A 20,404-nucleotide genomic window follows, 5' to 3' on the forward strand; every position below is an offset into this window, starting at 1 on the left:
AAGGTATTTAAACGATTCTTCTACACAAGATTATTTAATTCCAGCTCATTTAAGCTTCCAACAACAATATTTCCTTTATACACAACTAAACTTTTTTCTGTTTGGCGTGCTACCGCTTCAGCAGTGCATGTCGCATTTGTCAAAACAAAGCTCGCTTCATCCCCTACATTCGGCCATACCCGCTTCCCTTCATTATTTAACGTTTCTTTTCCTCCCGTAATAAAGCGAATTGCTTTTCCTAAAGACCTTTCGTCACTCCATCCAAAACGCTCTGCTAATCGATTTGCCTTTTGAAGCATATCACCTGTTCCAAACGGTGACCAATGATCTGTAATGCTATCATTTCCTAATGAAACTTTAACACCTTTTTTATCTAATAACGGAATTGGAATTACTTGTTTACCAATTGGTACTGTTGAAGTAATATCAATATTTACAGCTGCGAGTCTTTCTGCCACTTCTTCAGCCTCTTTATCAGTAACACCACCAAGTCCAAGTGCATGACTAATTGTTACACGCCCTCGCCACCCTGCTTCTTCTGTTAAACTTGCCAATCTCTTCATCGTAAACGTTCCAAGATTATTCTCATCGTGTAAATGAATATCAACATCCGCATTAAATTCTACTGCGATATCCATAATTGTATGTAATGATTTTTCAATATCATTATCCACTGTAGCTGGATCTACTCCTCCGACTAGATGAGCACCCATACGCATCGCATCTTTCACGAGTTGCACAGAATTACTGCGCAATAATCCATGTTGCGGAAACGCAACAATTCTACTAGACACTCGATTTTTATATGTTTCTAATGCCGCTAACGTCGCCTCCAAATTACCAAGTCCAATAATCGGATCAACATTACAATGCGTTCTAATATTCGTTGCACCATTTCGCAGTAGTAACTCTAGCATATTTTCCGCTCTATCTTGAGCAGTTGCTAATTGCTTTAGTAAAATTTTTTCTTCTTCATTAAAACGTGTAAAAATACTTTCTGCTGGCTTACAAGCTTTCCAGGGGCCACTATAATATGTTTTATCAATGTGAATGTGCATCTCTTCGAAAGCTGGCAACATCAATAAGTGCTTAGCATCAAGCATTACTATATCTTCTTCTTGAACAACCCCTTCTATAATTTTTTTAATTCGTCCATCTTCAATGAGTAAACTACATAATTCTGTTTCTGTTCGCGAAATTCTCTCTTCTTCATATGTATACCTTGATTCAAGCATTACATTAGTCAACCAATATACTGTCATCCCTATTTCCCCACCCTTTATTAAAAATCACCTCATAACTACAAGTTTAATATCCACTGAAAATTAAGACAATTAATATGATCGTCTCTCAAAAAAAAATGTAATACAACCCCATAGTCTTCTCATAAATTTCCATATAGAATAAAAGTATGCAGTTTGATATAAAAAGGAGTTGATTGGAATATGTCAAAAAAGTTATGTAAATCCGAAACTGATAAAATGCTATTTGGTATATGTGGTGGTTTAGGAGAATATTTTGATATTAGCTCTACTCTTATTCGTATCATTTGGGTTATTGCTGTTTTATGTTTTGGGACAGGATTTTTAGTTTATTTCATTTGTTTATTACTTATGCCACGTTCGTACTAATGGTATCATTTCATATACTTAAGAAGAGCAAATCACCTATAGAATTCTATAGGTGATTTTTTCATGAAGAATATTTCATCGTTAAATGTAATACCGCCACTTCTTCTTCTTCATTTTTATAAACATGCTTCTTATTCGCTTCAAATTGGATGGAATCAAACTCATTTAATTCGTATACATCATTCTCCACTTGAATAGACACTTTCCCTTTCATTATCGTTACAAGCTCAATCGCACCTTCATGATGAGCTTCTGGTTCATATATACTATTTGATCGTAAACAAGCACGGTGCATTTCCATCCCTGTTTTTTTCGTATAACGGAACATCGTTTCTAAATGCCACGCTTGTCCTTCATCTACTGCAAATCCTTCTCCACAGCGCGCAACAGCTACAGGTTCTCCAACAACCATCAATCTGGATAAAGGAATTGATAACCCTTTCGTTATTTTCCAAATGACAGCTAGCGTCGGATTTGTTTCCCCTCTTTCAATTTTTCCTAATGTTAATTTACTTACTCCTGTTTTATGAGCTAATTCTTCTAAACTTAATTTCTGTTCATTTCGAATTTGTCTCAATAACTGTCCAACTTGTTGAATGACTTCTTTCGTTTGTATATCTTCATTTTCTTTCATATATAAAACCACCTTAAAGTATAAAATAGTTTACTTTTATTTAATTAAAGTATATCATACTATACATAATTATTTATTTCCGAAAGGAGTGCTATACTTTATGCGCGCAATTTTATTAGGTCTTTTATCATCTGCCTTTTTTTCTGCAACCTTTATTATTAATAGAGCAATGAATGTATCTGGAACGAGCTGGGCTTGGACAGCTTCCTTCCGTTTTTTATTTGCTCTTCCTATTTTATTCCTTATCGTTTTATTTCGCAAAAACTTTAGGGGATTATGGGAAGAATTAAAAAAACATCCATTAGCATGGATCGGATGGGGTTCCGTTGCAGGTATTGGTTTTTATTCTTTATTAAGTTTCGCAGCTGTCTTTTCTCCAGCTTGGCTCGTTGCTGGAACTTGGCAAGTTACGATTTTAGCTGGTTTACTACTATCACCACTATTTTTCGTGAAAATAGAAACAAAATCAGGTACGAAACTTGTACGTGGAAAAATTCCACTTCGTAGCTTATATGTTGCATTATTTATTTTACTTGGTGTAATTTGTATGCAAGCAACTGCAGCAGGCCATATTACAATGACTCAGTTCATTTCAGGTTTTTTACCTGTCGTATTAGCCGCTTTCTTATATCCGTTCGGTAACCGAAAAATGATGGAACTTGTTGGCGGACGCCTTGATACGTTCCAACGTGTATTAGGAATGGCTATTGGAAGTCTTCCTATAACAATTTTGCTTGGTGTATATGGATTTTCTACTACTGGCATTCCAACATCCAGCCAAATGCTTCAAGGGCTTTTATTAGCATTATGTTCCGGCGTTATTGCAACGATGACATTTTTCTTTGCTACTGACTTAGCAAAAGATAACCTCGCCTTACTCGGGGCAGTTGAAGCAACACAAGCTGGAACGATGGTATTTACCGTGCTTGGCGAAATCATTTTCTTAAATGGTCCATTCCCTGGAGGACTTTCCCTCATTGGAATGATTATTATTATGTTAGGAATGGTTGCAAATAGTATTTTAAACCGTTCTGTTCCAGTCGTTAAACAGAAAAAATCAGCATAAAAAAAGGGTATGGTTCTATAGAGATGAACCATACCCTTTTTTATTGTCCCCCTATTTCGCCTTATCAGAATAGTACTTCATTGGCTGTTTATACTAAAACTTATGTTATAATACGTTTCATGCGCATTAATAGGAGGTAAATTATGTTAAAAAAAGCAATCGCTGAATTTATTGGTACATTTGTACTTGTATTATTCGGAACTGGAGTAGCTGTCACTGGCGGCGGAATTGAAGGAATTGGAACATTAGGAATCGCTATGGCTTTCGGTCTATCTATTGTAGCTATGGCATATAGCATCGGAACAATTTCTGGATGTCACATTAACCCAGCAGTATCAATAGCTATGTTCATCAACAAACGAATGAACGCTATGGAACTTTGTTATTATGTATTAGCTCAAATTTTAGGTGGTTTATTAGGAACTGCAACGTTAGTAACAATTTTAAAATCTGCTAAAACACCTTTAGATAATTTAGGACAAAATGGTTTCGGAACTCTTGGTTTATCTGGAGCATTTTTAGTTGAGTTCATTTTAACTTTCGTATTCATTTTAGTTATCGTCGCTGTAACAGGTAAAAAAGGCAGTTCTTCTTTAGCGGGACTAGTAATTGGTTTCACATTAGTTTTAATTCACTTATTAGGAATTCCGTTAACTGGAACATCTGTTAACCCAGCTCGTAGTATCGCACCAGCTTTATTTGTTGGTGGAGAAGCACTTTCTCAACTATGGGTATTCATCGTAGCACCAATTCTTGGTGGTATCTTCGCAGCTATCGTAGGTAAATTCATTTTAAATACTGAAAAATAGAATTTTCAATATTTCTGAATAAAAAAAAGGCGAGCCCTCATTATGAGGAAGCTCGCTTTTTTATTCTTTCATTTTAGACTTTAAATTTGTAACTAATTGATCTACCGTTACATTTGCAAGTACGTTTTCCATCGCTTCTTGCGCTTGCATTAAAATAATTTCTAATACTGATTGAATATTAGCTCCTACTGGACATTCAATGTTGGGATTTTCATGGAAGGAAAATAGCTGTCCTTCTTCTACAACTTCCACTGCTTTATATACATCAAGTAATGTAATTTCTTCTAAATCTCGAGCAAGTGTCGTACCACCTTTACCAGCTTGTACATCAACAAGTCCTGCTCTCTTCAACATTCCTGTAATGCGACGAATCACAACTGGATTTGTATTCACACTACCGGCAATCCATTCAGAGGTACAGCGAGAGTTTCGATCTATCGCAAGTAATGTCAGCATATGAACACCTACTGTAAAACGACTACTAATCCCCATCTGCACACCCTCCTTTTTATTCATTCTATTAAAAGACAACTCTTATTATTATATACTATTTTTAATTTATACATAAAGAAAAAGCATGATTTCAATAGGAAATCATGCTTTTCTCTCATTATTGACGCTTTATAAATTTCGCTAAATCTTTAAATTTAACTTTATCTGAGTAATTCATTACGCCGTTTACGTAAATGCGGCTTGTAACAGCATTTAATACCGCAATTGTCGCCAATAAGACCGCTAATGTTATCGTAATTTCTAGCATACCTGCTTCACCAGCTACAATACGTGAGAAGGTAACCATCGGTGTAAAAAATGGAACGTAAGAACTTACAACAACGATAGTACTATTCGGATCACTTAATGATTTAATACTAATGAAGAATGCAGCCATAATTAAAATCATTACCGGGAAAGATACAGCTTGTAAATCCTCCGTCTTAGACACGACAGCTCCAGCAGCAGCATACATCATCGCATATAGTAAATATCCCGTAATGAAATAAACAAGAAACATGCTGATAACCTTTGCATCTAATTTCGTAAAGTCAATTGGAATACCAAATAGTGAGGCACTTTCTAAATCAACCCAACCCAACAAATATGGAATAAGATAACCACACGCCAATATGACAAGTTGCAATAACGCCGTTGAAACAACCGCTAAAATTTTCGCATACATCATTGTAAGAGGCTTCACTTTCGGAAGCATTACTTCCATTACACGTGACGCCTTTTCAGATGCAATATTCATTGCGATTGTATTTCCGAACGCTACAATAAACATATATAAAGCAAATGTAAAGAAATAGGCAATTCCGAAAGAAGATGTACGATCTTTTATCGCTTCTTGCTTTACTTGAATTTCTGTTTGTAATTGCTGTGCAATTTCTGGTGAAACATTATTTTTTGCAATCGTCACCATCGTATATTGTTGCTTTAAATATCCCGCCATAATTGCGGAAGTTGCTTGGCTTGGAAATCCATTATACATATATGTAATCGATGGAGCCCCACCCTTTTCCGTCACATGGAATAGACCATCTAAATCGCCATCTTCTACTTGCTTATGCAGTTTATCAAAATCATCCTTTGAACCCAGTGTTATTTTTGCTGATGGCAATAGCTTATTTAGCTCATCTTTTTGTACTTTATATGTGGAACTCTCTACTACAACTGCAATTTTATCTTTATCCTTATTTTTATCATCGCCTGAAGTAAAATGATTAAATGCAAAAATCCCAAACACAACTAAAAATAAAATCGCACTCGTAATTAATGATTTTTTAGATAAAAACGCTTCCCTAAAATAAAATGAAAATACGTGAGAAAATTTACGCATCGTTATTTCGCCCTCTCTACAAAGATTTCGTTTAACGTCGGCTCTAACATTTTAAATTGTCGTAAGCTAACACCTTGCTCTTGCAACTGTTGCAAAATCTCGAGAGCTTCCGCATCGCCTTGTACTTTCACATAAAGAAGGCCTTGTTGTTTTTCATACGATACATGTATAGCTTCTAATCCCTTTTCATTCTCTACTGTATCTTCAATCGTTAAATTACGGAAACCGTATTCTTTCTTAATATCACTTAGCTGTCCTTTTACGACTGCTTCACCTTTTTTCAAAATACATACATGTTGGCAAAAAGCCTCTACTTGTTCCATACGATGACTTGATAAAATAATCGTCTTTCCGCTCTGTACTTGTTCTTCAATAATACTAGCTAACATCCCGGCATTAACTGGATCAAGGCCACTGAATGGTTCATCTAAAATGAGAAGTTCCGGATTATGAAGAAGAGCAGCAATTAATTGGATTTTTTGCTGATTCCCTTTTGAAAGCTCTCCAGCCGTTTTAAATTTATATTCTGGTATCGCTAAACGCTCTAACCAGTGATCAATAGCGTGATCTACTTCTTTCTTCGACATCCCTTCTAATCTACCAAAATATCGCAGCTGGTCTATTACTCTACTTTTTGTATATAAACCTCTTTCTTCTGGTAAATACCCAATTGTTACGCCACTATTCCCAAATGCTTTTCCATCCCACGTAATCGAACCTTCATTAGGCGTTAATAATCCGAGAAGCATTTTGATTGTTGTTGTTTTCCCTGCACCATTTCGTCCAAGTAACCCTAGTACTTCACCTTTTGGTAACGAAATTTGTAAACCGTTAACAGCTTTTGATTCCCCAAATTGTTTCGTTAAGTTTTGAATTTGTAAACTCAAAGTTTAAAGCCTCCCCTTTAGTATCATTCGTACTCTCTTTCAAAGACTATGTTTATTCAAGACAAAATATAGCGCTACACTTCATCCTCTTATATGTAAACACCGTCATTAATCCATCATTTGTTCTATTTAGTTAAAATTGTAAATAATAAAGCGCTCTTTGTCAATTATAATTGTCATTTCGACAATTAAACTTGTCAAAACAACTGTTATTATTTTGCTCATCTTTCTAATATAGGACATACTACTATATATATAAAAGACAATATGCAAATGTTCATATAAAAATATTATATTTTAATATATAATATAAAATGATTTTCTAACATCAAGGAGGATACATATGAAGATGAAGAGGGGCATTACCACTTTATTATCTGTAGCGGTTCTATCTACATCACTTGTAGCATGTTCAGGAACACCAGAGAAAACAGTGGCGAAAGAAGAGAAAGTAAAATTAACAGAACAACAATTAATGGCTGATTTATGGTATCAAACAGCCGGTGAAACGAAAGCACTTTACTACCAAGGGTACAACATTGGTCAATTAAAACTTGATGCAGTTCTTGCAAAAGGGACAGAGAAAAAACCTGCTATCGTACTTGATTTAGACGAAACTGTTTTAGATAACAGTCCTCATCAAGCAATGAGCGTAAAAACAGGCAAAGGTTATCCTTACAAATGGGATGATTGGATTAACAAAGCTGAGGCTGAAGCCCTTCCAGGCGCAATTGATTTCTTAAAATATACAGAGTCTAAAGGTGTAGATATTTACTATATCTCAAATCGTAAAACGAACCAACTAGATGCAACAATTAAAAATCTTGAGCGTGTAGGTGCTCCTCAAGCAACGAAAGAACATATATTACTACAAGATCCGAAAGAAAAAGGAAAAGAAAAACGCCGTGAACTCGTTTCTCAAACTCATGATATTGTCTTATTCTTCGGTGATAACTTATCTGATTTCACAGGTTTTGATGGAAAATCTGTAAAAGATCGTAACCAAACAGTAGAAGATTCAAAAGTACAATTTGGTGAGAAATTCATTATTTTCCCGAATCCAATGTATGGCGATTGGGAAGGCGCTTTATATGATTATGATTTCAAAAAATCAGATGCAGAAAAAGATAAAATCCGTCGCGACAACTTAAAATCATTTGAAGTAAAATAAAGAGGATGGCATTCGCCATCCTCTTTATTTTGCTTTCTCTGTTAAAGGCAAGATAAATACTTCCACACGTCTATTCTTTGCCTTTCCTTCTTGTGTATCGTTTGGAGCAATCGAACGGTATTCTCCGTAACCAATCGCACTAAATTTTTCTGGTTGTAATTCTTTATTTTGCAGTAATACTTGCATAAAATTAACTGCCCGCTGCGTACTTAATTCCCAATTCGACGCAAACTGTGCATTGGCAATAGGGACATTATCCGTATGACCGGATACTGTAATTTCACGAGGTGACGCTGAAACAAGTAAGCTAGACATTTCTTTTGCAATCCCTAAAGATTCTAATTTCACATCTGCTTTCCCCGAATCAAACAGTATATTTTCTAATATTGTCACCATTAATCCCTTTTCAGTTAATTTAGTTTGAAAAGAAGAGGATAATTGTTTTTCATTAATATATTGATCAATCTTTTTTTGTAATGCTTTCAATTCATCCATCTCTTTTTTTTCTTTAGCTCTAGCTTCTTCTTGTTTTTTTGCTTGTTCTGCCTCAAGGCTACTTGCCGATAATTCTTTTTCATCATTTGGCTTTTGATCACTTAAAAATTCTTTGTTACCTGTTCCCCCGGCTAATTCACTTCGAAAAGCAACTGCCATCTGTTTAAACTTCGCAGCATCTATACTACTCATTGCGAATAAAACGATAAACAATGCAAATAACAACGTTAACATATCAGAATATGGGATTAACCACGTTTCATCGATATGCTCATCATGTTTTTTCTTTTTGCCTCTTCTATTTTTCTTACTCCGCATTTTTTTCTGCTCCTTTTTCTAGCTTTTTACGCTCAGTTGCAGAAAGTGCACCTAAAATGCGGTTCTTCATAATAAACGGATATGTACCTTCTTGTAACATTAATAAACAATCAATGATTAAACGTTTTTTCTCAATTTCAGCTGAAGATTTTTGCTTTAACTTATTTGCAAATGGATGCCATAATACATACCCTGAAAAAATACCAAAAATCGTTGCAATAAATGCACCCGAAATAGCATGACCTAACTTTTCAATATCAGTTAAGTTACCAAGCGCAGCTACAAGACCGATAACAGCACCTAAAACTCCTAATGTCGGTGCATACGTACCAGCTTGTGAAAAAATAGCAGCTCCCTTTGCATGTCTTTCTTCAATTGCCTCTAATTCAGATTCCAAAATTTGCTCTAAATCTTCTGCGGATACGCCATCAATCACAAATTTCATACCGCGCAAAAGAAATTCATCTTGAATTTTGTCTAATTGTTGCTCTAAAGACAAAATACCGTATTTTCTACTTTCAGATGTCCAATGAACAAATAATTCTAGCAACTGTTCATAACTTAAATCCTTTTTATTTGAACCAAAAAGAACTTTAAATAGTTTTGGAACCCTTTTTAGTTGATTCATCGGAAATGCAATACATACTGCAGCAAATGTACCGATAAAAATAATTAATGCTGCGGCAGGATTTAATAAGGCTGTTACGTCAGCGCCCTTGACGACCATCCCTACTACCACTGCTAAAAATCCTAAAATAAGTCCAATAATTGTTGCAAAATCCATTCCCATTCACTCCTAGTCTATACAAGAAGTTCTTTATTCTCGATAATCGCTACATCTTCTTATGTATATATATTACATAAAAAATGCAATTCATGAAAGATAAGAAATGAATTATATAAAAAAATACTACAAATTCACACATTTTCTGACATTTTCTTTGCATTTCTATTACGTTATGACTCTTATATTTCTTTTCCAACAAACTAGACTTATAATAAAAAAAGATACATATTTTATTAAGAAGGGACTGTGATTACAAGGCATTATGAAAAAGATAATAATTATTTCTGCCACTACTATTGTAATCGGTATCACATCTTTCGCTTACTTTGGTTCTAAATCACCACTACATAATGAAGCGAAAGCTGTCGAAAGTCAAAAACATAATAACCACCCAAAAGAAGAGATTCCTGCTTTTCCAAAAGCTGATCATAATGCAAAGAAAATAGACAATGACTTTTCAGTTGTAACAAATCCAAAATCTAATCTTGTCTTAATTAATAAACATCGAAAACTACCAGATGGATACACTCCTGAAGACTTAACAAGACCAAACGTACCATTCACTAGTCCAAAAGATAAAGAAAAAACGCTACTACGCAAAGATGCTGCAGAAGCACTTGAAAACATGTTCAAAGCTGCAAAAAAAGAAGGGATTGATCTTACAGCTGTATCTGGTTATCGTTCATACAAACGTCAAAAATCGTTGCATGATACATACGTTAGACGTCAAGGAAAAGCTGAAGCTAATTCAGTAAGCGCAATTCCTGGTACAAGTGAACACCAAACGGGTTTAGCAATGGATATTAGTTCAAAAACAGCTAAATTTCAATTAGAGCCTATCTTCGGAGAGACAGCAGAAGGAAACTGGGTCGCGGAACACGCTCATAAATTCGGCTTTGTCATTCGTTACTTAGAAGATAAAACAGATACAACAGAATATGCATATGAACCATGGCACTTACGCTACGTTGGTAATCCATACGCTACATACCTATATAAACATCACTTAACATTAGAAGAAGCAATGGAAGACAAAAAATAAGAGAGCAAATTGCTCTCTTATTTTTCTTTCACTCTATCATTGTAGTAATTTCTTCTTCCATTCTTCAGGCCACGGTTCGCCTCTTCCTGTTTTTTTCGACGCTTGAACCATCATTCCACGACCTACTAAACAAACCTCTCCTTCTGCATTCTTCACCATATAATGTAAATCCAAAGAAGAATTCCCAACCGATCCTGCCTTTACATACACCTTCAACTGTTCATCATAATATATTTGCTTAATAAAATTACATTGTAAATCCGCAACAACGATCATCGTGTCTGATGATGTATGTGTCCACTCTTGCATAAATCCAAGTTCTTTAAACAACGCGATACGAGCTTCTTCAAAATAAGTAAAAGCAACGACATTATTTACATGTCCAAACATATCTACTTCACCAAAACGAACCTTTACAGGATTGTAAAATAAAAAACCACTTTCCCATTTCTCGAAGTCTTCAATATAAGAAATTCTCTTCAACGTTATCTCCTCTTCCTCTCAAAAAAACAGAATAAACTGAAAAATACAGTTATAAATATTGCCCCTTCAAGATGAAGAGGCAATATTTATTAATAGTTATTATCGCTACCAAAGAAATCTTTGAACGATTGAATTGTTGTATCACGGTTTAATGCCGCAATTGAAGTTGTTAAAGGAATACCCTTCGGACATGATTGCACACAGTTTTGAGAGTTACCACAGTTCGCTAGTCCTCCATCTCCCATAATTGCACGTAAGCGATCTGCTTTATGCATTTCACCCGTTGGATGTGAGTTGAATAAGCGAGCTTGTGATAACGGCGCTGGTCCAATAAAGTCAGACTTACTGTTTACGTTTGGACATGATTCTAAGCAAACACCACATGTCATACATTTTGAAAGCTCATAAGCCCATTGACGCTTTTTCTCAGGCATTCTTGGTCCTGGACCTAGGTCATACGTACCATCAATTGGAATCCAAGCTTTAACGCGTTTTAGAGCATTAAACATGCGACTGCGGTCAACTTGTAAATCACGTACAACTGGGAATGTCTTCATCGGCTTTAAGCGAATTGGCTGTTCTAATTGATCAATAAGAGCCGTACATGATTGACGTGGCTTTCCGTTAATAACCATTGAACATGCTCCGCATACTTCCTCTAAGCAGTTCATATCCCATGCAATCGGAGTTGTTTGATTCCCTTTTGAATCAACAGGATTACGACGAATTTCCATAAGCGCCGAAATAATATTCATATTCGGACGATATGGAATTTCAAACTCTTGGTCAAACGCTTGTGCATCTGGTCCATCTTGTCTCGTAATGATGAGGCGGATTGTTTTCTCAGACATGTTGTTTATCCCCCTTCTCTTCACCCTTAGCAGCTACATCATGTTTTGAAGAATAATCACGTTTACGTGGTTTAATTAATGAAACATCAACGTCTTCGTAATGGAATGCTGGTGCATTTCCTTCTCCTTCAAATTTTGCCATCGTAGTTTTTAAGAAGTTTGCATCATCACGATTTGGGAATTCAGGTTTGTAATGCGCCCCGCGGCTCTCATTACGGTTATATGCGCCAATTGTAATAACACGTGCTAACTCAAACATATTTGCAAGTTGACGTGTAAATGAAGCACCTTGGTTACTCCATCTCGCTGTATCGTTAATGTTAATACGTTTGTAACGAGCCATTAACTCTTCAATTTTCGCATCTGTTTCTAATAACTTTTTATTTTCACGAACTACTGTAACGTTATCTGTCATCCATTCTCCAAGCTCTTTATGAAGAACATATGCATTTTCATTACCATCCATCGTTAAAATATTGTTAAATTTCTCTGTTTCGATTAATTCATTTTGCTCATATACAGTAGACGAAACAGCATCTGATGATTTAGAAAGACCTTTCATATATTCAATTGCGTTTGGTCCTGCTACCATACCACCATAAATTGCTGATAATAGTGAGTTTGCACCAAGGCGGTTACCACCGTGCATAGAATAATCACACTCACCTGCTGCAAATAAACCTGGAATACTCGTCATTTGCTTATAGTCAACCCATAGTCCGCCCATTGAATAGTGAACAGCTGGGAAGATTTTCATTGGTAGTTTACGAGGATCATCACCTGTAAATTTCTCATAGATTTCAATGATTCCACCAAGTTTAATATCTAGTTCTTTCGGATCTTTATGAGAAAGATCTAAGTACACCATGTTTTCACCGTTAATACCTAGTTTTTGCTCTACGCAAACATCAAAGATTTCACGCGTTGCGATATCACGAGGTACAAGGTTTCCGTAAGCCGGATATTTTTCTTCTAAGAAGTACCATGGCTTACCATCTTTATATGTCCAAACACGTCCACCTTCACCACGTGCAGATTCACTCATAAGACGTAATTTATCGTCTCCTGGAATTGCCGTTGGGTGAATTTGAATGAACTCACCATTTGCATAATATGCGCCTTGCTGATATACAGCAGACGCTGCTGTACCTGTATTAATAATGGAGTTTGTTGATTTTCCGAAAATGATACCAGGGCCCCCTGTTGCCATAATCACGGCATCAGCTCCGAAACTTTTAATCTCCATAGTTTGTAAGTCTTGTGCAACGATTCCTCGGCACACACCTTCATCATCAACAACAGCTCGTAAGAAATCCCAACCTTCATATTTCGTTACAAGTCCTGCTACTTCATGACGACGTACTTGCTCATCTAATGCGTAAAGTAATTGCTGTCCAGTTGTTGCACCAGCGAATGCTGTACGGTGATGTTGTGTTCCACCAAATCGACGGAAATCAAGAAGTCCTTCTTCCGTACGGTTGAACATAACACCCATACGGTCCATTAAATGAATGATACCAGGTGCTGCTTCACACATTGCTTTAACTGGTGGTTGGTTCGCTAAGAAGTCCCCACCATAGATTGTATCGTCAAAGTGGATCCATGGAGAATCCCCTTCACCTTTCGTATTTACGGCACCGTTAATTCCGCCCTGAGCACATACAGAATGTGAACGTTTTACTGGTACTAAAGAAAACAGTTCAACATTCACTCCTGCTTCTGCCGCTTTAATCGTTGCCATTAAGCCAGCCAAGCCACCGCCGACTACTATAAGTTTCCCTTTCATGCTCTCCCACTCCTTACTGATTTGCTAGCTGTGGATCGATGAACGCTAATAATGCACTCACACCTACATAAGATAGACCTAAGAAAATAGCTAATGTTACATAAGTAGAGATTCTTTGTGAACGTGGAGATACTGTAATTCCCCAGCTGATGCAGAATGTCCATAGTCCATTTGCAAAGTGGAAAATTGTTGAAACAACACCAACTAAGTAGAATGCAAACATAGCTGGATTGTTTAAAATATCTGCCATCATATCATAGTTTACCTCTTTACCTAACATTGCTTGAATACGAGTTTCCCAGACGTGCCAAGAAATGAAAATCAGCGTAACGATACCTGAAATTCTTTGGAAGACGAACATCCAGTTACGGAAATAACCGTAAGAAACCGCATTGTTCTTAGCTGTAAATGCAATATATAAGCCATATATAGCATGGTACAGTATCGGTAAAAAGATGATGAAAATTTCTAGCGCATACCGGAATGGAAGGAGCTCCATAAAGCCTGCAGCTTTGTTAAAAGCCTCTGCTCCTCTTGTTGCAAAGTTGTTTACAATTAGATGTTGCGTCAAAAAGACACCAACCGGGATGACCCCCATTAATGAGTGCCACTTACGAAACGTATACTCGCGGCCTTTCATGTCCCCATTACCCCCTTGAATGTTTGACTGCTGTTTTCAGATTAATTTATAACAATAATGTTTTTTCACTATTGGCATAAGAAAAACTGAAAAAATTATTCGAAATATTTCAGCATAATTTGATAACAAGTTCATTTTACCCCTATTTTTGTCGAAGCGTCAAGAAAACGTATACATAATTTGCATATAATTTGCCAATTCTTTTTTTCTTCTCAGATATTGAGATTTCCCTAAAGAAAAATCTGTTTTTATAAATGAAAAATGTTATATAATAATCCCTATAGAAAGAGGGGAATATTGTGAGTAAAAATACAATCGATATAACATCTTTAGAAGATGTTTCATTGAACGCCTTCGCTTATGAATTGCTACGTGAAGAATTACTACCTGATTTAATCGGCAACGATTTAGATGGTATTTTATACTGGTCTGGTAGAAACCTTGCAAGAAAATATCCGCTAGAAACAATTGAAGAAGTCATTCAGTTCTTTGAAAAGGCTGGCTGGGGCACTTTAAGCATTATTGAACATAAGCGTCGTGAAATGCAGTTCCAACTTAAAGGCACACTCATTGCAGAACGTCAAAAACAAAAAAGGCATTCTTCTTATCAACTAGAAGCTGGATTCATCGCTGAACAAATTCAAAAGCAACGGAACGTCGTTGCAGAGTCATATGAAGAAAAGAAAAAACGTTCTGACTCTATTACATTTCTTGTGAAATGGGATATAAAAGATCTCATTGAAGTGTAAGCATTACCTACAGTCAACTAGACATATCAGTTTAGTTGACTTTTTTGTATTTTCATTCACGTCAATTTATTTTAAATCTTCAGAAATTATAACAAAAAATAGAAGACATTGTAAACTACAACGTCTTCTTATCTGTTAAATACGTATAAATCGTCTCTGCAACATTTTTTGGCATACCTGCTTCGACAAATTCTGCTACAGAAGCTTCTTTCATCTTCTTTAATGAACCAAAATGTTTTAACAATACCTTTTTCCGTTTATCACCGATTCCTGGAATGTCATCCAATGCTGATTGAATGACAGATTTCCCGTGTAATTGACGATGGAATGTAATCGCAAATCGATGCACCTCGTCTTGAATACGCTGCAATAAATAAAATTCTTGGCTATTTCTCTCAAGCACCACAGGTTCCGGGGGATCTCCAATAATTAAATGGGAGGTTTTATGTTTGTCATCTTTTACAAGACCTGCCATCGGAATATATAATCCGAGCTCATTCTCTAAAATATCACTTGCAGCCGCCAAGTGGCCTTTTCCGCCATCAATAATAATCAAATCCGGTAAAGGTAAATTTTCTTTAAGCGCCCTTGTATAACGGCGTCTCACAACTTCCCTCATAGACTCATAATCATCTGGCCCTTGAACCGTTTTAATTTTATATTTCCTATATTCTTTCTTCGCTGGTTTCCCATCGATAAAAGCAATCATTGCAGAAACGGGATTTGTTCCTTGAATATTTGAGTTATCAAACGCTTCAATACGATACGGTGTTTCAATTCCAAGCTGCTTCCCTAAATGATCTACCGCTTTAATCGTTCGTTCTTCATCACGTTCGATTAAGTAAAACTTCTCTTCAAGAGCAATTTTTGCGTTTTTATTTGCTAATTCTACAAGGTCTTTTTTCTTACCACGTTTCGGCTGTGTCGCTTCCACTTCTAAAAAGCGCTCTACTAATTCCGAGTCTATACTTCCTGGAACGACAATTTCCTTCGGCTTAAAATGACTACTGTTTTCATAAAATTGGCCGATAAACGTTAAAAAGCCCTCTTCTGGTTCATCGTAAATCGGAAACATAGAAACATCACGTTCAATTAGCTTGCCTTTTCGAACGAAGAAAACTTGAACACACATCCATCCTTTATCCACTGCATATCCAAACACATCGCGATCCACTAAGTCACTCATAATCATCTTTTGTTTTTCCATAATCGCATCAATATGAGCAATTTGATCACGCAACTCTTTTGCACGTTCAAACTCTAGTTTCTCTGAGGCCTCATACATTTTTATTTCTAATTCTGAACGAACTTCTTTATGCCCACCATTTAAAAACTTAATAATTTCATCTACAATTTCTTTATTTTGTTCTTCCGTCACTTCTTTCACACAAGGCGCTAGACATTGACCCATATGATAATACAAACAAACTTTATCTGGCATATTCGTGCATTTCCGAAGTGGATACATACGATCTAGCAGTTTTTTCGTTTCATGAGCAGATTGTGCATTTGGATAAGGACCAAAATACTTTCCTTTATCCTTTTTTACATTTCGAGTAATGAGTAAGCGCGGTTGTTTCTCCGCTGTAATTTTAATAAAAGGATATGTTTTATCATCTTTTAATTGAATATTATATTTCGGATCATATTTTTTAATTAGATTTAACTCTAAAATAAGTGCTTCTAAATTCGAAGAGGTTACAATATATTCAAAATCAACAATTTCTCCTACAAGCCGCAGTGTTTTCCCATCATGTGAACCAGTAAAGTACGAGCGCACACGATTTTTAAGCACTTTTGCCTTTCCGACATATATAACCGTTCCTTGCTTATCTTTCATTAAATAACAACCAGGTTGATCTGGTAAAATAGCCAACTTTTCTTTCAAATGTTCGTGCACTCGTCTCCCTCCATTTCTACATGCTTAGCATTTTTATTTTCACTTGAAAACATACTATGCCAAAACACCCAACATACGTTCCTTTATTGTAACGGAAAGGATCTAAAAAAGAAAATAAAAAAAGCTACCATTTGGTAGCTTTTTTTATTTTAGAAGTGTTTAGAAACTAATTCTACTAACGCTTCTTTCGGTTTGTAACCTAACGCTTGATCAACTACTTTACCGTCTTTTAATACGAAAAGAGCTGGAATACTCATTACTTCGAATTGACGAGCAGTTTCTTGGTTTTCATCAACATCTACTTTTACTACTTTTACTTTTTCGCCTAATTCTGCATCGATTTCCTCTAATACAGGAGCGATCATTTTACAAGGTCCACACCAAGGTGCCCAGAAATCTAATAATACAACACCTTCGCTAGTTTCAGCTGCGAAGCTTTGGTCATTTGCGTTTACAATTGCCATTTTATTTCCTCCTTCAAGTATATTCTACCAAGAGTATATCATTAACTTATATACGTGGCGAATAATATGTATCGTTATGTATTGTAACAAAAAAATGTTCCTTTATACTATATAAAAATACGGATTAAATACTAAAAAGATGAGAGACAGGGGATCTCTCACCTTTTTCTATATATAGGGGTACTTCACTTGGAACTCAAGGGTACTTAAATCATGAATGTACTTTTAACTTTTTAAACTCTTCTGTTAAAAGAGGTACAACTTCGAACAAGTCACCGACAATACCGTAGTCAGCTACTTTGAAGATACTTGCTTCTGGATCTTTATTAATCGCAACGATTATTTTTGAGTTAGACATACCTGCTAAATGCTGAATCGCACCAGAAATACCACATGCAATGTATAAGTCTGGCGTAACAACTTTACCAGTTTGACCAATTTGTAATGAGTACTCACAGTATTCAGCGTCACAAGCACCACGAGATGCCCCAACAGCGCCGCCTAGTACGTCAGCTAACTCTTTTAATGGTTTAAATCCTTCTTCACTCTTCACACCGCGTCCGCCAGCGATAATAACTTTCGCTTCAGAAAGATCAACACCTTCTGCTGTTTTACGGACAACATCCTGAATGATTGTACGTAAATCTTTCACATCAACTGTAATAGAAGATACGTCACCGCTGCGAGACTCATCTTTTTCCAGAGTTGCAATGTTATTTGGACGCACTGTCGCAAATAAGATGCCGTCTGTTACAATCTTCTTCTCGAATGCTTTACCAGAGTAAATCGGACGAGTGAAGATAACATTTCCACCTTCAACCTCTAAAGCAGTTACGTCAGAAACTAAACCAGCTTCAAGCTTCGCTGCTAATTTTGGTGATAAATCTTTACCAAGTGCTGTATGTCCAAAGACAATACCTTCTGGATTTTCTTCAGCATGTACAGCTAAAAACGCTTGTGCATAACCATCAGATGTATATGATTTTAATTTATCATTTTCAACTGTCACAACGCGATCTGCACCGTAATGAATCAATTCATTTGCAAAAGAGGCAACGCTGTCTCCAACTAGAAGACCTACTACTTCACCACCTTCTGCAATTGTTTTTGCTGCTGCTACCGCTTCAAACGAAACGTTACGTAGCGATCCATCACGAACTTCACCCATTACTAATACTTTACGAGCCATAGATTTTCCCTCCTGCATATATAATTTCGTATTTTATTAGATTACTTTCGCTTCTGTATGGAGCAACGATACAAGTTCTTTTACTTGATCTTGCAGCTCGCCTTGTAACACTTTTCCTGCATCTTTCTTAGGAGGCAAATAGATTTCAATTGTTTTTGTCTTTGCTTCCACATCATCTTCTTCTAAATCTAAATCATCTAATTCTAATTCTTCTAGTGGCTTTTTCTTCGCTTTCATAATACCTGGAAGCGATGGATAACGAGGTTCATTTAAACCTTGCTGTGCTGTTACTAACACTGGTAATGAAGTTGCAATCACTTCTGTATCACCTTCAACATCACGCTCAATCTTCACATTTGTACCGTCAATTTCAAGTTTTGTAATTGTCGTTACATACGGAATATTTAACGCTTCAGCTACGCGTGGACCTACTTGTCCAGATGCACCATCAATTGCAACGTTTCCACCTAAAATTAGATCTGCATCTTTATCTTTTAAATATTCAGCAAGCACTTTTGCTGTCGTGAACTGGTCACCATTTTCTACATCATCTTCAATATTAATTAATACCGCTTTATCACAGCCCATCGCTAATGCAGTACGAAGTTCTTTCTCACTATCTTCGCCACCGACTGTTACAACTGTAACTTCTCCACCTTGTGCGTCTCTTACTTGAATTGCTTCTTCAATTGCATATTCATCGTAAGGGTTGATGATGAATTCCGCTTCGCCATCGTAAATTGCACCGTTTTTAATTACGATTTTTTCTTCTGTATCAAATGTTCGTTTCATGAGTACGTAGATGTTCATTCCATTTACCCCCTTGTTTTTCAGAAAGATTCTATCAATTTTAATTTTCTGTTAATTTATATTAAAAAAATAATTGAACTACCTGCCACTAAATGAAGGTTTACGCTTTTCTAAAAATGCAGCTACACCTTCTCTTCCATCTTCACTCGTAAATACTTCACCAAAAATTTGTGATTCACGTTGTACACCTTCATAGTAATGAGACGATTTGGTCGTTTGCAATAACTCTAGTACAGCACGAGTTGTTGCTGGACTTTTTCCAGCAATTTGTTTTGCGACTTTAAGCGTATCATCTAAAAGTGATTCTTCAGAGAACAATCCGTTAACAAGTCCCCATTTCAATGCTTCTGCACCAGTAATTGGTGTACTTGTTAACATCATTTCACAAGCTTTTGCTTTCCCAACATAACGTGGTAAGCGCTGTGTACCTGCAAAGCCAGGAATTAATCCAAGTGTTAATTCAGGTAAACCAAGTTTTGCACTTTCAGTTGCAAAGCGCATGTGGCAAGACATAGCAAACTCAAGGCCGCCGCCCAGTGCCGCTCCATGAATTGCCGCAATAACTGGTTTTGAACATTTTTCAACACGCTCAAACGTAACTTGTCCAAGCTGTGCTAATTCTGTTGCTTGCTTCGCTTCAGTAACAGATGTAAATTCTTTAATATCTGCTCCTGCTGAGAAGAAACGTCCTTCACCGTGAATAACAACAACACGAATGTTATCATCCTTTTCCACTTGATCAATTAATTCAGTAACGTCATGCATAACTTGTGAAGACATCGCATTTGCTGGTGCATGATTTAACGTCGCCACCGCGATATGATCTTCAACTCTTACAGATAGGAATTTCAACAT

22 protein-coding genes are annotated in these 20,404 nt (G+C 36.2%); 6 read left to right on the forward strand and 16 right to left on the reverse strand.

What is annotated here, in order from left to right:
* Positions 1-20: 20 nt before the first annotated feature.
* Positions 21-1,262 carry an amidohydrolase family protein gene (locus ACYFX0_RS10280; RefSeq protein ID WP_000219575.1) on the reverse strand — a complete coding sequence of 414 codons (1,242 nt, stop codon included), beginning with the start codon at positions 1,260-1,262 and terminating at the stop codon, positions 21-23.
* Between the two features lie 183 nt (positions 1,263-1,445).
* Between ACYFX0_RS10280 and ACYFX0_RS10285 the strand changes: the two genes are divergently transcribed.
* Positions 1,446-1,631 (forward strand): PspC domain-containing protein, encoded by a 186-nt coding sequence (locus ACYFX0_RS10285; protein WP_000038411.1) that lies wholly within the window; start codon positions 1,446-1,448, stop codon positions 1,629-1,631.
* 61 nt (positions 1,632-1,692) lie between these two features.
* Here ACYFX0_RS10285 and ACYFX0_RS10290 read toward each other — a convergent pair whose 3' ends face one another.
* The gene (locus tag ACYFX0_RS10290) at positions 1,693-2,265 is read right to left on the reverse strand and encodes a helix-turn-helix domain-containing protein (RefSeq protein WP_460270410.1); all 573 of its coding nucleotides are present in this window, start codon (positions 2,263-2,265) and stop codon (positions 1,693-1,695) included.
* A 100-nt stretch (positions 2,266-2,365) separates the two neighbouring features.
* Here ACYFX0_RS10290 and ACYFX0_RS10295 point away from each other — a divergent pair, with 100 nt between their 5' ends.
* Both ACYFX0_RS10295 and ACYFX0_RS10300 read left to right on the forward strand, forming a co-directional pair.
* The gene (locus ACYFX0_RS10295; RefSeq protein WP_098829523.1) at positions 2,366-3,331 is read left to right on the forward strand and encodes a DMT family transporter; all 966 of its coding nucleotides are present in this window, start codon (positions 2,366-2,368) and stop codon (positions 3,329-3,331) included.
* A gap of 143 nt (positions 3,332-3,474) precedes the next feature.
* Positions 3,475-4,140 carry an aquaporin gene (locus tag ACYFX0_RS10300; protein ID WP_000913211.1) on the forward strand — a complete coding sequence of 222 codons (666 nt, stop codon included), beginning with the start codon at positions 3,475-3,477 and terminating at the stop codon, positions 4,138-4,140.
* A 60-nt stretch (positions 4,141-4,200) separates the two neighbouring features.
* Here ACYFX0_RS10300 and ACYFX0_RS10305 read toward each other — a convergent pair whose 3' ends face one another.
* From ACYFX0_RS10305 to ACYFX0_RS10315, 3 genes are all read right to left on the reverse strand, one after another.
* Positions 4,201-4,632, reverse strand: coding sequence for an Rrf2 family transcriptional regulator (locus tag ACYFX0_RS10305; RefSeq protein ID WP_000512998.1), 432 nt, complete (start codon positions 4,630-4,632; stop codon positions 4,201-4,203).
* A gap of 118 nt (positions 4,633-4,750) precedes the next feature.
* Positions 4,751-5,977 carry an ABC transporter permease gene (locus ACYFX0_RS10310; RefSeq protein WP_001224985.1) on the reverse strand — a complete coding sequence of 409 codons (1,227 nt, stop codon included), beginning with the start codon at positions 5,975-5,977 and terminating at the stop codon, positions 4,751-4,753.
* A 2-nt stretch (positions 5,978-5,979) separates the two neighbouring features.
* Positions 5,980-6,864, reverse strand: a complete 885-nt coding sequence (locus ACYFX0_RS10315; protein WP_000058118.1) for an ABC transporter ATP-binding protein — start codon at positions 6,862-6,864, stop codon at positions 5,980-5,982.
* A gap of 343 nt (positions 6,865-7,207) precedes the next feature.
* Between ACYFX0_RS10315 and ACYFX0_RS10320 the strand changes: the two genes are divergently transcribed.
* Positions 7,208-8,035: a 5'-nucleotidase, lipoprotein e(P4) family gene (locus ACYFX0_RS10320; RefSeq protein ID WP_000782773.1), complete on the forward strand. Its 828-nt coding sequence runs from the start codon at positions 7,208-7,210 to the stop codon at positions 8,033-8,035.
* A gap of 24 nt (positions 8,036-8,059) precedes the next feature.
* Here ACYFX0_RS10320 and motB read toward each other — a convergent pair whose 3' ends face one another.
* Positions 8,060-8,848 carry a flagellar motor protein MotB gene (gene motB / locus ACYFX0_RS10325; RefSeq protein WP_001256733.1) on the reverse strand — a complete coding sequence of 263 codons (789 nt, stop codon included), beginning with the start codon at positions 8,846-8,848 and terminating at the stop codon, positions 8,060-8,062.
* Positions 8,838-9,632, reverse strand: a complete 795-nt coding sequence (gene motA, locus ACYFX0_RS10330) for a flagellar motor stator protein MotA (RefSeq protein ID WP_000344851.1) — start codon at positions 9,630-9,632, stop codon at positions 8,838-8,840. The genes motB and motA overlap by 11 nt, the downstream gene beginning before the upstream one ends.
* Before the next feature lie 265 nt (positions 9,633-9,897).
* Here motA and ACYFX0_RS10335 point away from each other — a divergent pair, with 265 nt between their 5' ends.
* Complete coding sequence (locus ACYFX0_RS10335; RefSeq protein WP_000720194.1) at positions 9,898-10,677, forward strand: M15 family metallopeptidase; 780 nt, start codon at positions 9,898-9,900, stop codon at positions 10,675-10,677.
* Positions 10,678-10,713: 36 nt separating this feature from the next.
* Here the strand turns inward: ACYFX0_RS10335 and ACYFX0_RS10340 are convergent, their stop codons facing one another.
* The 4 genes from ACYFX0_RS10340 to sdhC form a co-directional block, all read right to left on the reverse strand.
* A complete protein-coding gene (locus tag ACYFX0_RS10340; RefSeq protein WP_000822726.1) occupies positions 10,714-11,160 on the reverse strand; it encodes an acyl-CoA thioesterase in 447 nt (148 codons plus the stop codon).
* 89 nt (positions 11,161-11,249) lie between these two features.
* Positions 11,250-12,011, reverse strand: coding sequence for a succinate dehydrogenase iron-sulfur subunit (gene sdhB, locus ACYFX0_RS10345; RefSeq protein ID WP_001291827.1), 762 nt, complete (start codon positions 12,009-12,011; stop codon positions 11,250-11,252).
* On the reverse strand, positions 12,004-13,797 hold the full coding sequence (gene sdhA, locus ACYFX0_RS10350) for a succinate dehydrogenase flavoprotein subunit (protein ID WP_000676742.1): 1,794 nt from the start codon (positions 13,795-13,797) through the stop codon (positions 12,004-12,006). Before sdhA ends, sdhB begins: the two co-directional genes overlap by 8 nt.
* Before the next feature lie 13 nt (positions 13,798-13,810).
* On the reverse strand, positions 13,811-14,437 hold the full coding sequence (gene sdhC / locus ACYFX0_RS10355; RefSeq protein WP_000678354.1) for a succinate dehydrogenase cytochrome B558: 627 nt from the start codon (positions 14,435-14,437) through the stop codon (positions 13,811-13,813).
* Between the two features lie 299 nt (positions 14,438-14,736).
* Here sdhC and ACYFX0_RS10360 point away from each other — a divergent pair, with 299 nt between their 5' ends.
* Positions 14,737-15,186 (forward strand): YslB family protein, encoded by a 450-nt coding sequence (locus ACYFX0_RS10360; RefSeq protein ID WP_000042214.1) that lies wholly within the window; start codon positions 14,737-14,739, stop codon positions 15,184-15,186.
* 115 nt (positions 15,187-15,301) lie between these two features.
* Here ACYFX0_RS10360 and uvrC read toward each other — a convergent pair whose 3' ends face one another.
* From uvrC to ACYFX0_RS10385, 5 genes are all read right to left on the reverse strand, one after another.
* Positions 15,302-17,086, reverse strand: a complete 1,785-nt coding sequence (gene uvrC / locus ACYFX0_RS10365; RefSeq protein ID WP_000544294.1) for an excinuclease ABC subunit C — start codon at positions 17,084-17,086, stop codon at positions 15,302-15,304.
* Positions 17,087-17,235: 149 nt separating this feature from the next.
* Positions 17,236-17,550, reverse strand: coding sequence for a thioredoxin (trxA, locus tag ACYFX0_RS10370; protein ID WP_001018943.1), 315 nt, complete (start codon positions 17,548-17,550; stop codon positions 17,236-17,238).
* Between the two features lie 211 nt (positions 17,551-17,761).
* Positions 17,762-18,739 (reverse strand): electron transfer flavoprotein subunit alpha, encoded by a 978-nt coding sequence (gene etfA / locus ACYFX0_RS10375; protein ID WP_000101957.1) that lies wholly within the window; start codon positions 18,737-18,739, stop codon positions 17,762-17,764.
* A 36-nt stretch (positions 18,740-18,775) separates the two neighbouring features.
* Entirely contained in the window at positions 18,776-19,549 is a 774-nt protein-coding gene (gene etfB, locus ACYFX0_RS10380) for an electron transfer flavoprotein subunit beta (protein WP_001029028.1), read from the reverse strand.
* Between the two features lie 78 nt (positions 19,550-19,627).
* On the reverse strand, positions 19,628-20,404 hold the full coding sequence (locus ACYFX0_RS10385; protein WP_000911292.1) for an enoyl-CoA hydratase: 777 nt from the start codon (positions 20,402-20,404) through the stop codon (positions 19,628-19,630).

The sequence above is a fragment of the Bacillus sp. NEAU-Y102 genome (assembly GCF_054788175.1).

Bases quoted from the DNA above. Each gene is read 5' to 3' on its own strand.
- ACYFX0_RS10280 (WP_000219575.1), bottom strand. From the start codon at position 1,262: ATGACAGTATATTGGTTGACTAATGTAATGCTTGAATCAAGGTATACA.
- ACYFX0_RS10285 (WP_000038411.1), top strand. From the start codon at position 1,446: ATGTCAAAAAAGTTATGTAAATCCGAAACTGATAAAATGCTATTTGGT.
- ACYFX0_RS10290 (WP_460270410.1), bottom strand. From the start codon at position 2,265: ATGAAAGAAAATGAAGATATACAAACGAAAGAAGTCATTCAACAAGTT.
- ACYFX0_RS10295 (WP_098829523.1), top strand. From the start codon at position 2,366: ATGCGCGCAATTTTATTAGGTCTTTTATCATCTGCCTTTTTTTCTGCA.
- ACYFX0_RS10300 (WP_000913211.1), top strand. From the start codon at position 3,475: ATGTTAAAAAAAGCAATCGCTGAATTTATTGGTACATTTGTACTTGTA.
- ACYFX0_RS10305 (WP_000512998.1), bottom strand. From the start codon at position 4,632: ATGGGGATTAGTAGTCGTTTTACAGTAGGTGTTCATATGCTGACATTA.
- ACYFX0_RS10310 (WP_001224985.1), bottom strand. From the start codon at position 5,977: ATGCGTAAATTTTCTCACGTATTTTCATTTTATTTTAGGGAAGCGTTT.
- ACYFX0_RS10320 (WP_000782773.1), top strand. From the start codon at position 7,208: ATGAAGATGAAGAGGGGCATTACCACTTTATTATCTGTAGCGGTTCTA.
- motB (WP_001256733.1), bottom strand. From the start codon at position 8,848: ATGCGGAGTAAGAAAAATAGAAGAGGCAAAAAGAAAAAACATGATGAG.
- motA (WP_000344851.1), bottom strand. From the start codon at position 9,632: ATGGATTTTGCAACAATTATTGGACTTATTTTAGGATTTTTAGCAGTG.
- ACYFX0_RS10335 (WP_000720194.1), top strand. From the start codon at position 9,898: ATGAAAAAGATAATAATTATTTCTGCCACTACTATTGTAATCGGTATC.
- sdhB (WP_001291827.1), bottom strand. From the start codon at position 12,011: ATGTCTGAGAAAACAATCCGCCTCATCATTACGAGACAAGATGGACCA.
- sdhA (WP_000676742.1), bottom strand. From the start codon at position 13,797: ATGAAAGGGAAACTTATAGTAGTCGGCGGTGGCTTGGCTGGCTTAATG.
- sdhC (WP_000678354.1), bottom strand. From the start codon at position 14,437: ATGAAAGGCCGCGAGTATACGTTTCGTAAGTGGCACTCATTAATGGGG.
- trxA (WP_001018943.1), bottom strand. From the start codon at position 17,550: ATGGCAATTGTAAACGCAAATGACCAAAGCTTCGCAGCTGAAACTAGC.
- etfA (WP_000101957.1), bottom strand. From the start codon at position 18,739: ATGGCTCGTAAAGTATTAGTAATGGGTGAAGTTCGTGATGGATCGCTA.
- etfB (WP_001029028.1), bottom strand. From the start codon at position 19,549: ATGAACATCTACGTACTCATGAAACGAACATTTGATACAGAAGAAAAA.
- ACYFX0_RS10385 (WP_000911292.1), bottom strand. From the start codon at position 20,404: ATGTTGAAATTCCTATCTGTAAGAGTTGAAGATCATATCGCGGTGGCG.